A 15,628-nucleotide genomic window follows, 5' to 3' on the forward strand; every position below is an offset into this window, starting at 1 on the left:
TAAAACACCATTAAAAAATATAAATCATGAGTTATCCGTTATCAAAGTTTCATTTCTCAGTTGACTGGGGTGGAACAAAAATAGGCTTTACAGAAGTTTCCGGATTAGATGTAGAAACTGAAGTTATTGAGTACCGTCAGGGCGCTAGTCCAGAGTACAGTAAAATCAAGATGCCTGGCATGCAAAAGTTCTCTAACATTACGATGAAAAGAGGCACTTTCAAAAGCGACAATGAATACTACGCTTGGTGGAATACAGTAAAACTAAACACCATCGAAAGAAGAGATATTACCATCAAATTACTTAACGAAGAGCACGAACCAGTGATTACTTGGAAAGTAAAAAATGCATGGCCGACAAAAGTGCAGTCAACTGATTTAAAAGCTGATGGAAACGAAGTAGCCATCGAATCTATTGAATTGGTTCACGAAGGTTTATCTATTCAAAATGACTAATCATGGCTAATTATTATCCACCCGTAGGCTTTCATTTTCTGGTTGAATTTGACCAACTAGGCACAAAAGAAAAAGACCATCAATTTCAGTCAGTATCAGGACTTTCCGTAGATCTTGAAACAGAAGAATTTGTTGAGGGTGGAGAAAACAGATTCAAACACAAACTTCCTGTAAAAACCAAATATCCCAATTTAGTTTTAAAAAGGGGAATTCTTATTGATTCTGATGTAATTGAATGGTGCAGAAAAGCAATTGAAAACTTCGAATTTAAGCCCGTTGATTTAACTGTAAAACTCTTGAATCAAGATCACGAACCGTTAATGCATTGGAAAGTGGTACATGCTTATCCGGTAAAATGGGCTGTTGAAGATTTCAGTGCTTTAGAAAGCAAAATTGTTGTTGAAAGCTTTGAGCTTGCTTATAATCATTTCACCCTTCATAAAAAATAATGTAGCCATGCCAATTGAAATCAAAGAGCTTCACATCAAAATAAATGTGAACGAAAGTCCAAGTTCAGGTGCAAAACCAGCTTCATCATCCTCTTCTTCTGCAGAAAAAGATAATGTAGCTGAATGTGTCGAGCAAGTAATGAAGATTATCGAACGAAAAAAAGAACGCTAATATGACAACTGGTGAATTAAAAAAACTGAAGATTATTGCCTATAGCGATCCACAATTCAACAGTCCCATTTCGGATATTGAAGAGTTCGTTACTTTGATGAATCCTGAGAAATATACTTTTCATTACAAAATAGAACAAGATACAACTCAAGCCGCTGGAACAAGCAGCCCTGCGCCAAGATTTACGGCAATCGCTCCAGAGGAATTAGAATTGGATTTTGTTTTTGACCGAACTGGTGTTATTGCCGGCAAAGAAAGTACTGAAAACGGTGTTATTGAAGACATTGAGCATTTTAGAAAAGTAATTTTAGAATATAACGGTACAGAACATAAGCCAAATTATTTAAAAATTGCTTGGGGAAGCCTGCTTTTCAAAGGATCTCTTACCGAAATGACCATTGAATATAAACTTTTCAGACCTGACGGAACACCGATCAGAGCTATTGCAAAAGGAAAATTCAAAGGAGTTGTGGAAGATGAGTTAAGAGCCAAACAGCAAAACAATCAATCTCCTGATTTAACACACACTAGAACTGTAAAAGCGGGAGATACGCTTCCGTTAATGTCTTTTAAAATCTACGGCGATTCAAAATATTATCTCGAAGTAGCAAGAGCAAACAAGCTCATCAATTTCAGAAAATTAAAAATTGGTCAAAAAATATTTTTCCCTCCACTGCAAAAACAACAATAGATGAACAATAGTGACGTCATACAAACCAGTAAAAGTGCCGATTTAGTAACACACAAATTGCTCATTGAAGGAACTGAGCTGTCTGGCGTTTACCAAGTAATGAGCATTGTAGTTCATAATGAGGTAAACAGAATACCTATGGCGCAGATTATTTTGACCGATGGAGATGCCGCTTCGAGAGATTTTAAATTAAGTAATGAAGATTTGCTTATTCCAGGTAAAAAGATAGAAATAAAAGCGGGCTATCACAGCGACGAAGAAACTATTTACAAAGGAATCGTTTTAAAACATTCTATAAAAATAAAAGACAATTCGTCCCTATTGATTGTAGAATGTAAAGATGAAGCCGTAAAAATGACCATTGGAAGAAAGAGCAAATATTTTTATGATGTAAAAGACAGTGACGCTTTTGAAGACATTATTGGCACTTACGGATTGCAAAAAGATGTAGAAAGTACAAATTATAGCCACAAAGAGTTAGTGCAATACAATACATCCGATTGGGATTTTATTGTCTCACGTGCACAGGCTAATGGAAAATTATGTTTTGTTGAAAATGGCAAAATCTCAGTAAAAAAACCCGATTTGGCTTCAGAATCAATTGAAACGGTTGCTTTTGGTGCCACAATGCTAGACTTTGATGCTGAGATTGATGCTCGAAATCAGTTTGCAAAAGTTTCATCTTACAGCTGGAATGCATCCAATCAGGAATTATTAGAAATTGAAGCTAAAGATCCGAGTGTAAGCCTAAACGGAAATTTATCTGCTTCGGATTTATCCGATATCGTAAAGCTTGAAAATCTAGAATTGCGTCACGGCGGTCATGTTACCGATACCGAATTGCAAGATTGGGCTGATGCTAAATTATTATTTCAACAACTGTCAAAAGTTCGCGGAAGAGTAAAATTTCAAGGTATTCCTGCTGTAAAACCCAATACCATTATCACGCTTGAAGGTGTTGGAGACCGCTTTAATGGCAAAGCGTACGTTACTGGAGTTTTCCATGAAATAGCAAATGGTAACTGGACTGTAAATGTGCAGTTTGGACTAAATCCTGAATGGTTTTCTGAAACGTATGATGTCAATACGCCATCGGCTTCAGGAATAATTCCGTCCATAAAAGGACTTCATATTGGTATTGTAACCCAGCTTCAAGACGATCCGGATGGAGAAGATAGAATTCTGGTCAAAATCCCAATCATCAATAACGAAGAACAGGGAATTTGGTGCAGAGTCGCAGCTTTAGACGCAGGAGACAACAGAGGCACATTTTTTAGGCCAGAAATTGAAGACGAAGTAATTATTGGTTTTATCAATGAAGATCCGAATGACGCTATTGTTTTAGGTATGCTTCACAGCAGTGCAAAACCTGCTCCGCTAAAAGCATCTGACGATAACCATCAAAAAGGGATTTTTACCAGAAGTGAAATGAAAGTGCTCTTTGACGATGAGAAAAAATCGATAGCTATTGAAACTCCTGCAGGCAAAAAAATAACGCTGGACGAAGACAAAGGCTCTATAGTTGTTGAAGACGAAAATTCAAACGTGATTACAATTGACAGCGCAGGAATAAAAATGGAAAGCGCCGGAGATATTTCAATAAAAGCGACAGGCGATGTAAAAATTGAAGGCACCAATGTAAACTTAAAAGCAACTGCCCAATTTAAAGCCGAAGGAAATGCTGGAGCAGAAATGTCATCGGCTGCGGTAGCGATTGTAAAAGGAAGCATTGTTCAGATTAACTAATTCATTATCTGAACTCTATCATCCAAAACTTAAACTAAAGGTTAACTATAAAAAATAAGTAGCTATGGGAGCACCAGCCGCAAGAATTAACGACATGCATGTTTGCCCAATGGTAACGGGAACTGTGCCTCATGTCGGAGGACCAATATTACCGCCAGGTTCACCTACAGTATTAATAGGCGGTCAACCTGCAGCTTGTTTAGGAGATATGATTGTTTGCACAGGACCGCCAGACAGTATTATAGCTGGTTCAAGCACAGTGCTGATTGGAGGAAAACCAGCCGCAAGAATGGGAGATTCAACTGCGCATGGGGGAACAATTGTATTGGGATGTCCAACTGTTTTAATAGGCTGATTATGGAAAATAAAGAAGCTTTTTTAGGAACTGGATGGAGTTTTCCGCCAGAGTTCAAAAAGAACAATAAAGCAGTCGTAATGACATCTGACGAAGCAGACATCAAAAGCAGTCTGGAAATATTGCTTTCTACCAAAATCGGCGAGCGCATTATGCTTCCGAGATATGGTTGTAACATGGATGAACTGCTTTTTGAAACATTAGACAGAACACTCAAAACTTATGTTTCAGAACTTATAAAAACAGCGATTTTATATTACGAACCGCGAATTGATGTTGAAAAAATTGACATCACACAAAGTGATGATTTAGAAGGAGAATTATTAGTCATAATTGATTACAAAATAAGAAGTACAAACTCAAGAAGCAATCTTGTTTATCCTTTTTACAAAGAAGAAGGCACTAATGTTTAAAAGTTTATAAGCTATGAGCACCAACGGCAGCCAAATAGACAATGTTATTTTTAAAAGAAATGGAGTTAACCAGGAAGAACGCTTTAGTGACGCACTAGAGCCAAGCAACCTGAAGCTTCATGATTTTACTATTGAAGACTGGCTGTTATTTGCTTATAATTTTGCCAAAGAAGTCAACTTTTTTGACACAAATAATGATAAAACCCCAGAAGGCAATTGGCAGGAGTTTTTCAGCTATTTCGGCTTTTCAAAAGATAATCTTCCAGATGGCATTCCAAAAAGAACAGAGAAAGGATATGCGTTATTAAAAGAAAACATCACCAAAACATTATCAGTAGCTAATATCAATCAGGACCTTACTCCTCACCTTACTTTGTTTGTGTGCTTCTTGAAATTATTGGAATTATCTCAAAACAAACTTAATCTCATTACCAAAAAGCATTTAGATTTTTTCTATAAAGACATACTTCAAATTGAAAAACTGCCTGCAAAAGCAGATAAAGTCAATATCATTTTTGAACTGGCAAAAAAAGTCGCTGAAGAAAAAATTGCCGTAAACACAGAACTTGACGCAGGAAAAGATCCCGATGGCAAAAAATTAATCTATAAAACCACAGAAGAATTTATTGCCAACAAAGCCAATATAGCATATTTAAAAAGTGTGTATAATGACGTTGATCGAGGCGAAATAAAACATAGCGAAATTGCCAATTCTCTAGACGGAAAAGGCGAACCTTTAAAAGAAGATTCTCCTTACTGGTTTCCATTTGGATATACTTCCAATGAAGAAAAATATCCAGAGCTAGACGATGCCAAATTAGGTTTTGCAATAGCTTCGGAATTATTTAATCTTAAAGAAGGCGACAGAAATATTGATATTACAATCACTTTTGATGATGTTTTAACTTTTCACAATCCATTTAACGTAGATGATCTTTTAGCTAATATCAGTATTTTATATAGCGGAAAAAAAGGATGGGTTGGAAATTTTAAATTGAGCGACAGTCTTCCTTTTAAAGCTGAAAATAGATCTTCAAGCATTAGCGGCAACCAGTTAAAATTGGTTTTTCAGATATCAAAAGACAGTCCGGCAATTGTAAACTACGATCAGACAATTTTAGGAGAATTTTTCTCAACAGAATTACCTGTGATTCGATTTTTAATTAATACACAAGATCCAAAAGGCCATACTCTTTTTAGAAGCCTAGTTACAAAACCTATAAATAGTATTAAAGTAAAAGTTGAAGTTAAGGATGTAAAATCTTTAGTATTAGAAAGCGATACTGGTCTTCTTAATGCCGCGAAACCTTTTTTCCCTTTTACAACTCAACCCGAAAAAAATAGCTCATTTATAATCAACTATCCTGAGATTTTTTCTAAAAAATGGACAGACGCAGATATTAACATAAAATGGAAAAATACTCCATTATCATTTGAAACTCATTATGCCGCTTACAAAAGTAGTTTTATAGAAAAAATAAGCAAAAAGATTTTTATTGACGCCATTTTTATCAAAGATAATATTGAGGCGAAAATGAACGTCAATCAACCTGAAGATGGAATTGCCAAAAAAAACAATTCAGAAATAGAAACCGTTTCAGAAGCCAACCATTCACTTGAAATAAATCCAGACAATCCAATTGTAACAAAGGATTATTTTAAAGCAACATTATCCGTTTTAAACAAAGAAGTTTGGCACGAACAAAATAAAACAGTCAATTTATTTGATGCTGATGAAGGTAATGGATTCGAATCAAATATCCACGTAAAAGGAGATTATGAACTTGGCAAAAGCGGTCCCATTCGATTGACCCTAAATCAGTCATTTTTACATTCATTATTTCCAAAAATATATACTTTGGCGATAATGAATGTGGCGACAGATCCATCAACGCCAATTCCAAATGAGCCTTACACACCTGTTGTAGAAAGCATAAGTTTGAATTATTCTGCAGAGGAAACTATTGATTTTGGTATTTCTGCCTACGAGTCCAACCGAATAAAATTGTTTCATGAAGCTCCTTTTGGACAGCGCGAAGAACATTCTTATTTGAAACAGCAAGCCATCAATAAAGAAATTTTAGAAGTTGAACCAATTACCAATTGTCTGGTTCCTGATTATTGCAATGGAGGCGAATTTTACATCGGTCTTCAAGATGCCGAAATATCACAACAGATTTCACTATTATTTCAAATATTGGAAGGGAGCGAAAATACCGGCGTACCCACCTTTACAGGAAAACAAAAAGTAGAATGGTACATATTGTGCGATAATTACTGGAAAAATCTTGACAAGGATATTTTAGCAAATGGGATAGATAACTTCTTAAAATCAGGAATCGTAAAATTTGGCATTCCAAAACAGGCATCCAATGACAATACATTGTTTCCAGCCAATACCATTTGGATAAAAGCCAAAATGCACAAAGATTATGATGCCGTTTGCAAAGTTATCGATGTGAAAACTCAAGTTGTTACCGCTCAATTTTTTGATAACAACAATAATTTAGCTCATTTAGAGAGCACATTACCTGCCAAAACAATATCTAAATTAATTACACGAGTTCCGCAGATTAAAAGCATAGAACAGCCATTTAATTCGTTTGATGGAAAGCCATTAGAATCAGATCCCTCCTATTATCTGCGTGTGAGCGAACGCTTGCGCCACAAAAACAGAGCTATAACGCTTTGGGATTATGAGCATCTTATTTTACAGGAATTTCCAAGCGTGTTTAGAGTAAAATGCCTAAACCATACTTTTATTTCGGGTACAGAAACCTCATTTTTATCTCCAGGAAAAGTAACGCTAGTCGTAATTCCAGATATCGTAGACAAAAATGTATTCGATATTTATGAGCCAAGAGTTAGCACAGCCACATTAAACAGCATTGAAAGTTTTATCAATTCTAAAAATTCCATGTTAGTATCTGCTAAAGTCATTAATCCTGATTATGAAAAAGTTATAATCAAACTGGATGTAAAGTTTTATCCCGAATTCGATGAGAATTTTTATAAAAAACAGCTTAATGAAGATCTTATCAAATTTTTATCGCCTTGGGCCTTTGATACCTCAAAACAAATCATATTTGGAGTTGAACTGCAACGAAGCATTGTTATCGAATACATCGAAAACCTGTACTATGTAGATTTTTTATCTACTCTGGAAATGGCAATCTATATCGATAAGAAAACAGATAAGGAACATCCTAAACCATTAGAAGACACAGAAAACAATAAAGACAATATTCATCTTTTAGACTTTCAAACCACATTATCACCATCAAGCCCTAAGAATATTTTAGTCTCTGTTAAAAACCACATTATCAGCACCAATATCATGACCTGTAAACCAACAACCCACGAAGAACCTGAAAAATGTCGCTACTAAACCCACATATCACCATTCCTAAAAAATCAGCATCAGAAGATGATTTGGATTTCTTTTATCTAAGAAAAAAAGGAATCGAATATATTGAGTCTTTTGGCAGCAAATTCTGGACTGATTTTAACGAGCATGATCCAGGTATTACAATGCTCGAGATACTTTGCTATGCCGTTTCAGATCTGGGCATGAGACTTAATCTTCCTATAGAAAATATATTAGCATCTGATGACATCAATAAAGACATTCCAAAGCAGTTTTTTAAAGCTTCAGAAGTATTGTCTTCCAGCCCTGTTACCCAAAATGATTACCGAAAACTATTTATAGACATAGATGGGGTTAGAAATTGCTGGCTCGCCAAACATGAGAAAACGGTTTATGTAGACTGCAAAAAAAATCAGCTTTCTTATGATGTTAACGATTATAATAATCTTGCAGCAACTCCGAACTTAAGAAAGTCTTTCGAACTAAATGGTTTGTATGATTTGTATGTAGATTTCGAAAGTTCAAAACCATCAGAAATAGAGATTGTTAAAGAAAAAATAAGAAAGCAGTATCATGCCAACAGAAACCTTTGCGAAGATCTTGTCGATATCAAAAAAGTCGTAGACTATCCTATCAAAATATGTGCTGATATTGAAGTAAATACAGAAGCCGATGAAGAATTGGTTCATGCCAATGTTCTTCATGCCCTTGAAAGTTACTTATCGACAACGGTCAATTTTTATTCGTTAAAACAAATGATTGACAAAGGATATTCGACTTTGGAAATTTTTGATGGTCCATCTTTAGAGAATGGTTTCATTGATACCAAAGAATTGCTTAAAGCCGATTTGAGAAACGAAGTGCGTCTTTCAGATATCATGAGAATCATCATGTCGGTGCCAGATGTGATTCTGATTAAAGATATTTCTTTGGGAAACTGTGGTGGTGATGATTTAGAAAACAAATGGCTTATCTGCCTTGCGCCTTATCAAAAACCAGTTATTTGTGCCAAAAGTGTTTTCAATTACAACAAAGGATTATTGCCTCTGAATATCAATCAGGCACAAGTAAAAATTTATTTAGATGCCATAAAAGCCGAAAAAGACAAAGCTACAACCAACGCCAGCCAGAATAAAGAATTAGAAATACCTAATGGCGAATACCTCAACACCGATTTTTACACCACCATACAAAATGATTTCCCTGAAACCTATGGTATTGGCGAAGTAGGTCTTCCAACTCGAGCGTCTGTTGAACGTAAAGCTAAAGCAAAACAATTAAAAGGATATCTTTTATTTTTTGATCAGATATTAGGGAGTTATTTTAAACAATTAGGTCAGGTAAGCGAATTGCTTTCGGTAAGCGGAAATTTGACCCGAACTCTTTTTACTCAAGTCGTTAAAGACATTGAAGGCGCGAATGACATTGTCGACGGATACGATAATTACACTGACGACAGCATTACAGAACTGCTTTTTGACCAGCAGGACAATAATATCGAAAGAAGAAACAAAATTTTAGATCATCTATTATCTCGTTTTGCTGAGAATTTTTCAGAATACGTTTTTGTCAATAAAACTATTTATGGCAATACTACAGACCAAGTGGTATTGCGCGACAAAGAAAACTTTTTGAAAGATTATAAAGTTGTAAGCAAAGACCGAGGCAATGCTTTTGATTATTACAAACAGCCTATTGCCAATTTATGGAATACAAATAATGTTTCAGGAGCGGAAAAAAGGATTTCAAGACTCATTGGCATTAAAGATTACAGCCGAAGAAATCTTTCCAACTCTTTTGTTCAGATGTACAATTTTATTGATTCAGACAATCAATCGGTATATAGATGGCGTATTGTGGACACAAATAATGAGATTGTGCTTTCTTCAACGGCAGAATACTTTGATACTTCTGCTGCAAATAAAGAGCTTTATTTTGCTGTATTGCAAATTATTCAGACTCGGGAATATAAAATAAAAGAAGCCTTTAAAAACGGCACTGTAAAAGATTTATCCATTATCGACAATATCTTAATTCAGATATCAGACGCTGGGAAATATTCGTATGACATTATAAATCCAGCCATCAAAGACAAGAAAAACCCAAACCGAATTATTGCCCGCAGATTTGAATATTATACTAATCTTCCTGATTTAGAAAAATCGATTCTGGATTTAATTCAATTCATGAAAGAAGATTTTACTGAGGAAGGAATGTTTTTGGTTGAACACATGATGCTCCGCCCAGATGTACATCAAACAACAGTAAATCCAGATACTTTCATGCCAATCTGCGCCGAAGAGTGCGGCGATTGCGAACCGATAGACCCTTACTCCTACCGTGTGAGCGTAGTGCTGCCAGGATATACATTGCGATTTGCCAATACCGATTTTAGAAATTATATAGAAAAAATAATCAAAGAAGAGCTGCCAGCTCACGTTCTGGCAAAAATATGCTGGATTGGCTATAGGGAAAAAGATGTGAAAGACCCCGCAGAAAATCAGCTCGTTCAATTTGAAAAAACGTACAAAGACTACTTGATTGCCAAAACCGATTTGAATCAAGAGCAGCCAGAACCGCAATTAATCAGTTTCATTAAGGCTTTAACCTCTCTAGACAATGTTTACCCAACAGGACGTCTATTTGACTGCAGTGATGAAAATGAACGATTGTCAGATAAAATTATACTAGGAAAAACGAATTTAGGATCACTATAAAAACTATTGCCATGTCAGCAAAACTTTCAACAATAACAACACAATACCGACGATTCACAAAGAATCAGGTACTTACAGAAGGAAACCTTAATGAGGTTGTAGATTTTTTTGACGACCAGGATCGCCTATCGCGCATTTACCTGAGTGGCGTTGGTATAGTTTGCGGACTTTATCCAAGTTATGATGAGTCTCAAAAAACGATTTCAATAACGCAGGGAACTGGTGTAACTACAGATGGTGATCTTTTTAAATTATATCAGGCAGATGTATTGGGAAACAAAAAAATCGATTTTGATTCTAAAACCTATACGCACTGCAAAGTCTATGATAATACAAAAGCGGCATACAAGCCTTTTTTCTACGGTGGAGCAAATCAGCAATTGCCTCTTTTTGAACTCTTGACAGAAGAACACCAAAAAAAAGAAAAGGATCCAAATTTTGCTTTAGCACAATTTAAAGCAAATACAAGTTTTGAGCTTAAAGATGCTGTAATTCTTTTGTATCTAGAGTCTTATGAAAAAGAATCTGACCTTTGCGTAAGCCTTTCATGCGATAATCAGGGATTGGAAATTGTTGGAAATTATAAAGTTTTAATTGTCAGCAAAGACGTTGCCGCAAAAATAATGAATTATGACAGCATGATTGGCAAAATCAATTATGGCAATTTATACCATACATTACCAGATCTAAAATCGAACAGAATTGTATTAAAAAAAGAAGATTTTGTTCACCTTGAAGCATTAAAACAAACTTTTACAAAAGGTATTTTCAAAAATAATGTAGTTAAGAATTTGCAGGATGGCTACAATAAGCTGCTGACAGGCCTAAACATGCCGATAGTTTTAGATGTTATTCAAAAAAAAATAACCGAACTATTTAATTTTGATGGAGATCCCATACTTCCTTCAGATTTTCAATATCGATATGATCTGCTTAACGATCTTGTGGATACTTACAACGAAACTAGAGCGCTTTTACTCAATTTAGAGGATAGTTACTGTTATCCTGATATTAATGCTTTTCCGAAACACTTAATGCTGGGCGAACTATTCAAATCAGAACCTTGTTTTGAATTTCGTCATGCCTTCTACAAATCGCCTTTGCTTACAGGAGAAAGCCTTACTCCTTGCAATGATTGCCTTGCAGATGATACTGATTCTGAAGAAAAAGACATCACATCAGATGAACTGAAAATATGCTATGGCGAAGATACAGCCAGACAAAGAATGTACAGTCTTATTCTAAGAAGTGCAGAATTATTAGAAAATTACAATACAGCCTATGATTTTATAAAAATCACGCCTTCACTGCAACTGGGCAAACTGGGCAAAAAAGCCATTCCTTTTTACAATGATGTAAACGAATCGCTTATTAAGGCTTGGGATTTTGACAAAACCATTTTAGGATTGCAAAAAAACAATGTTAGTTATCACGATGACTTGTTGAATACTAAAAAACCACTTGAAATACATCTTGATAGTGATTTTTATAGAATTGAAGGCCATCAAGGACGCAATTACAAAGAAGCACTAAAAGTAATCCAGCAAATTAGGCTGGATAATGGTCTTGGATTCAACATCATGATTCTGGCGGTAAATGCTAATGAATTGGATAAAACAATCCAAAAATTCACCGAGTATTACCTTAACAAAAATCATGGCTACGAGCATAAAGCAGGTGTAATTCCAGGAGGAACATTCATAATGATCTATTTGGAAGAAAAAGTACCGTATTACTATTATTATAACACCCGAAAACCATCTTTAACTGGAGATTTTGAAAAATTTACAGAAGGCATCCCTATTTTAAATCCAATTGTCGCCGATTTTTCGTTGCCTTATTTATGCTGTGACGAAAACAACATAGGTCTTAGTTTGCCTGTAGATAAAATTTGTTTTGACAGCAAAACACCTCCTCTGCCTTTTAAAGTATCTCCGTCGGGAGGTTTTGTAAAAGCCAATGTTAGACCTGACCAAAATGGAGGAATAGCCGTAAACGAATATGGCGCACTTGTTTTTGATCCAAATTTAGTTAGTAAAGATTTAATTGGCCAGCCGATAACCTTTACAGTCAACAATTTTGATACGGATTGTAAAATAACCATTTTCGAAAAACCGAAATTCGATTTTACAGCTGTTCCTTCAAAATCTCCAGGAGCTGACGAAACGGAAATCATTTTTACCATAACTGGAGAAAATATTGAAGGAAATAAGTTTACTTGGGATTTTGGAGACAAAACCGATTGGGTTACAGATGATAAAACCGAAATAACACATATCTACAAGTATAATAGCGAATCACAAAAGAAATTCACGTTTGATGTTACACTTTATGCAGACAATGGCAATTGTGATTTTAAAGTAACACATCCAGTGACATTTGAAATTTCAGATCCAAAAGTACTGGTCGATGGTAAATTACTTAACAAAATATCTTTTTGCCGAAACGATAAACCTGTGGAACTTACTTTAGAACCTAATGTAAAAGGAGCACAAATTTTAGGAGAAGGAGTTCAAGTTACATTCGGAGAAAAATATATGTTTGTTCCAGGTGAAGTATCTAAGGATATCCAAATCGTAACTATTTTTATAGACGACAAACCATCCAATCTTACCATTACACTTTTAGATCTGCCTATTGCTAGTTTTAGTTACAATGTAGATGCTACAACAGGAATTCTGACCCTAAACAACAATTCCCAAAATGCTGCGGCCTATACTTGGCACATTGACAAGGAAGTAATTGTAACAGATAAAAAAGATCCGATAACGCGACAAACTTCGATGTATAATGAATCTTCAATCTCTGTTTCATTAATTGCTGAGGGTAAATGTGGTTCGGTAACCGATGGTCCAAGATCAATAGAGATTAGAAAAACCGTTGAAGAGAATACATGTCTTGATAATGCAGGTTTATTTATAAATAACTCCATTGGAACGATCTCCAATCTAAGAGAAATTGCTGTTGTAAATAAATTCAATAGAGAAACCAATCGCTTAATTTCTGAAACGGAAAACAGATTGGCCGAAGTTCAAAAAAATCTTGAGAGCTACATTAGCGGTAAATTAAATGATACTTTATCTGAATTATTTACACAAGAAAATTTCAATTTAATATCCACAGTTGTTAGCACTGCCATCAAACTACAGAATCCAGAACTGATTGCGGCAGTACAAACGCTTATATCGCTTAACACCTCATTATTTTATACGATTTTGAGATGCCAAGATCCAGAAACGCTTAAAGCATCAGAGAAACAGATTATTCCAGTAGAATTACTTTTCAATAATTTATTTACAAGCTTTATCGAAATCAAATTCAATAGCGATAAAGAAGGAACATTGAAAGCGTTTTTGACTAGCATGCTGAAGGTATTTCCAAAAATCGATTTTATCATATCTTCTTTAAACATACAAATAGAAGCCCTTACAGCCAATGCAAAACTTAGATAAACATATCATCAATAAAGTTTTCCTTGAGATAAATACCAATTCTAAAGAGAAAGGATATTATCTCAAGGACAATATTGATGCGTTTTTGCAAAAAGAAGTATTCACGCTTTTAGAAAATTATTTTAACGAAGTAGATTCAAAAAATCCTTCACACAGCATACAATTAGACAAGCTCAACCTTGATATTGCTATAAATCAAAATTTAGATTTCGAAAATTTCAAAGAGCAAATCCTAAAAAAAATTACAAATCAAATCAAGGAAGTTTTTGAAAAAGAAGATAAAAACATTGATGGCTATAAACTCATCAAACCGCAAGAAAAGGCAATAGAAAGCTTCTTTCATTTTCTTGAGACTGGCACAAATGCTTGGTGGACAACTTCAAATCATGATTTCAAAGTAGTAAACGACACCACATTTGATGAAATCTTAAATGATGAGAGCTTTTCTTTTAAATGGAACAATTCCCTTCAAAAGCCAATTGTGAGAACACGATTTATCAAACAATTTAGTGATGTCCAAATTGTAAACATTATTAAAAAAGGAATATTACTCAAAAAAGATAGCAAAGACAGCAGTACCAAAATAATCAATATTGAAACAATAAAAAAATACATTGAAACCAGTATTGCTAAAAATCAATTGATTCCAAATCAAAGGTTTTTGGTTTGGGAAATAGTTCTTTTGAGTCTTTTGGAAACAAGTGGTACAAGTAAAGCAATTATAAGAGAAAAGCTTTCCCAATTAATTTTAAGCGTATTTGAATTTCATAAAAAAAACATCTTTCTAGAACACAAAGATCTTTTTATAAAAGAAATTGAAAATCAGATAGAAAACCAAAACGAACTGGTATTATTGGCTCATCTTGATGCAATTGTTTCAATTATAGAAAAAAAACTAGCCCAAATTATTTTAAAAAAAACAGAGCCAAATACTATCTCAAACGATCAAGTGACCACACAAACTGAGACAGAAACAAAAAATACATCAGAAACAGTAAATGAGGTAAAAATTGAAAGTGAGACAGAAATTGAAAATGCAAAAAAAACAGAAAATCTGGCAGACAAAAAAATAGAATCAGAAAGAATACAGGAAAATAACGAAAATCTAGCGCAAAACCAGAGTTCTATTTTGTTTAAAAGCAAAGATGCGGCTATTAGCAATGACAATAAAAATATCGAAAACGTATCAAACAAATCAAAAGAAGAAACTCTTAGCGATCACGAAAAAACAATTGATAAAAAGGATACTGTTTTTGAAAAAGAAAAAGTCAAAAACGAAGACCGATTTGATGAGAATGACATCATTAGCGAATCCTATGTTGACAATGCAGGTTTAGTATTAATTCATCCCTTTTTAAAATCTCTTTTTGAAAATTGCAAACTGCTCAATAAAGACAATACTATAAATGATCCAGAAGTTGCCGCTCATCTCTTGCATTATACAGCTACGGGAAAAGAACAGGACTATGAAAATGCTATGATCTTCGAAAAGTTTTTATGTAATATTCCGATAGCTGAGCCTATTGAAAGAAACATTGTACTCTCAGAAGAAATGAAGAAAGAAGCGGCCACAATGCTGCAAGCGGTATTGAGCAATTGGGATATCATGAAAAAATCTTCGGCAGAATTGCTTCAAAACGAATTTTTGCAACGCTCGGGGAAATTAGACATTAATGGTGACGAAAGTCCTGTAATCACCATGGAACGAAAAACACAAGATATTTTATTGGACAAATTAAGCTGGAATTTGAGCATCATCAAATTAGCTTGGAAAAAACGAATCATATATGTGAACTGGTAAATATGAAAAA

11 protein-coding genes are annotated in these 15,628 nt (G+C 34.6%); all 11 read left to right on the forward strand.

Features of this window, described 5'->3' with window-relative positions; genetic code table 11:
* Positions 1–26: 26 nt before the first annotated feature.
* The 11 genes from BLP44_RS09420 (at position 27) to BLP44_RS09465 (ending at position 15,618) form a co-directional block, all read left to right on the forward strand.
* Positions 27–455 carry a phage tail protein gene (locus tag BLP44_RS09420; RefSeq protein WP_008463601.1) on the forward strand — a complete coding sequence of 143 codons (429 nt, stop codon included), beginning with the start codon at positions 27–29 and terminating at the stop codon, positions 453–455.
* A 2-nt stretch (positions 456–457) separates the two neighbouring features.
* Entirely contained in the window at positions 458–904 is a 447-nt protein-coding gene (locus BLP44_RS09425) for a phage tail protein (protein ID WP_066034800.1), read from the forward strand.
* A gap of 7 nt (positions 905–911) precedes the next feature.
* The gene (locus BLP44_RS22940) at positions 912–1,076 is read left to right on the forward strand and encodes a DUF5908 family protein (protein WP_008463598.1); all 165 of its coding nucleotides are present in this window, start codon (positions 912–914) and stop codon (positions 1,074–1,076) included.
* Between the two features lies 1 nt (position 1,077).
* Positions 1,078–1,767: a CIS tube protein gene (locus tag BLP44_RS09430; protein ID WP_066034801.1), complete on the forward strand. Its 690-nt coding sequence runs from the start codon at positions 1,078–1,080 to the stop codon at positions 1,765–1,767.
* Positions 1,768–3,513: a type VI secretion system tip protein VgrG gene (gene vgrG, locus BLP44_RS09435; protein WP_091132108.1), complete on the forward strand. Its 1,746-nt coding sequence runs from the start codon at positions 1,768–1,770 to the stop codon at positions 3,511–3,513. It begins immediately after the preceding gene.
* A gap of 64 nt (positions 3,514–3,577) precedes the next feature.
* Positions 3,578–3,868 (forward strand): PAAR domain-containing protein, encoded by a 291-nt coding sequence (locus BLP44_RS09440; RefSeq protein ID WP_008463595.1) that lies wholly within the window; start codon positions 3,578–3,580, stop codon positions 3,866–3,868.
* A 2-nt stretch (positions 3,869–3,870) separates the two neighbouring features.
* A complete protein-coding gene (locus BLP44_RS09445; RefSeq protein ID WP_008463594.1) occupies positions 3,871–4,281 on the forward strand; it encodes a GPW/gp25 family protein in 411 nt (136 codons plus the stop codon).
* Between the two features lie 13 nt (positions 4,282–4,294).
* Positions 4,295–7,669, forward strand: coding sequence for a baseplate J/gp47 family protein (locus BLP44_RS09450; protein WP_091132112.1), 3,375 nt, complete (start codon positions 4,295–4,297; stop codon positions 7,667–7,669).
* Complete coding sequence (locus tag BLP44_RS09455; RefSeq protein ID WP_091132117.1) at positions 7,657–10,365, forward strand: hypothetical protein; 2,709 nt, start codon at positions 7,657–7,659, stop codon at positions 10,363–10,365. Before BLP44_RS09450 ends, BLP44_RS09455 begins: the two co-directional genes overlap by 13 nt.
* A gap of 11 nt (positions 10,366–10,376) precedes the next feature.
* Positions 10,377–13,817 carry a hypothetical protein gene (locus tag BLP44_RS09460; RefSeq protein WP_091132120.1) on the forward strand — a complete coding sequence of 1,147 codons (3,441 nt, stop codon included), beginning with the start codon at positions 10,377–10,379 and terminating at the stop codon, positions 13,815–13,817.
* Positions 13,801–15,618: a contractile injection system tape measure protein gene (locus tag BLP44_RS09465; RefSeq protein WP_091132124.1), complete on the forward strand. Its 1,818-nt coding sequence runs from the start codon at positions 13,801–13,803 to the stop codon at positions 15,616–15,618. The genes BLP44_RS09460 and BLP44_RS09465 overlap by 17 nt, the downstream gene beginning before the upstream one ends.
* The last annotated feature ends 10 nt before the right edge of the window (positions 15,619–15,628 follow it).

It is taken from the genome of Flavobacterium anhuiense (genome assembly GCF_900101855.1).
Classification (GTDB): domain Bacteria; phylum Bacteroidota; class Bacteroidia; order Flavobacteriales; family Flavobacteriaceae; genus Flavobacterium; species Flavobacterium anhuiense.

Coding starts and splice junctions, on each gene's coding strand:
- vgrG (WP_091132108.1), top strand. CDS start 1,768: ATGAACAATAGTGACGTCATACAAACCAGTAAAAGTGCCGATTTAGTA.
- BLP44_RS09420 (WP_008463601.1), top strand. CDS start 27: ATGAGTTATCCGTTATCAAAGTTTCATTTCTCAGTTGACTGGGGTGGA.
- BLP44_RS09425 (WP_066034800.1), top strand. CDS start 458: ATGGCTAATTATTATCCACCCGTAGGCTTTCATTTTCTGGTTGAATTT.
- BLP44_RS09430 (WP_066034801.1), top strand. CDS start 1,078: ATGACAACTGGTGAATTAAAAAAACTGAAGATTATTGCCTATAGCGAT.
- BLP44_RS09440 (WP_008463595.1), top strand. CDS start 3,578: ATGGGAGCACCAGCCGCAAGAATTAACGACATGCATGTTTGCCCAATG.
- BLP44_RS09445 (WP_008463594.1), top strand. CDS start 3,871: ATGGAAAATAAAGAAGCTTTTTTAGGAACTGGATGGAGTTTTCCGCCA.
- BLP44_RS09450 (WP_091132112.1), top strand. CDS start 4,295: ATGAGCACCAACGGCAGCCAAATAGACAATGTTATTTTTAAAAGAAAT.
- BLP44_RS09460 (WP_091132120.1), top strand. CDS start 10,377: ATGTCAGCAAAACTTTCAACAATAACAACACAATACCGACGATTCACA.
- BLP44_RS22940 (WP_008463598.1), top strand. CDS start 912: ATGCCAATTGAAATCAAAGAGCTTCACATCAAAATAAATGTGAACGAA.
- BLP44_RS09465 (WP_091132124.1), top strand. CDS start 13,801: ATGCAAAACTTAGATAAACATATCATCAATAAAGTTTTCCTTGAGATA.
- BLP44_RS09455 (WP_091132117.1), top strand. CDS start 7,657: ATGTCGCTACTAAACCCACATATCACCATTCCTAAAAAATCAGCATCA.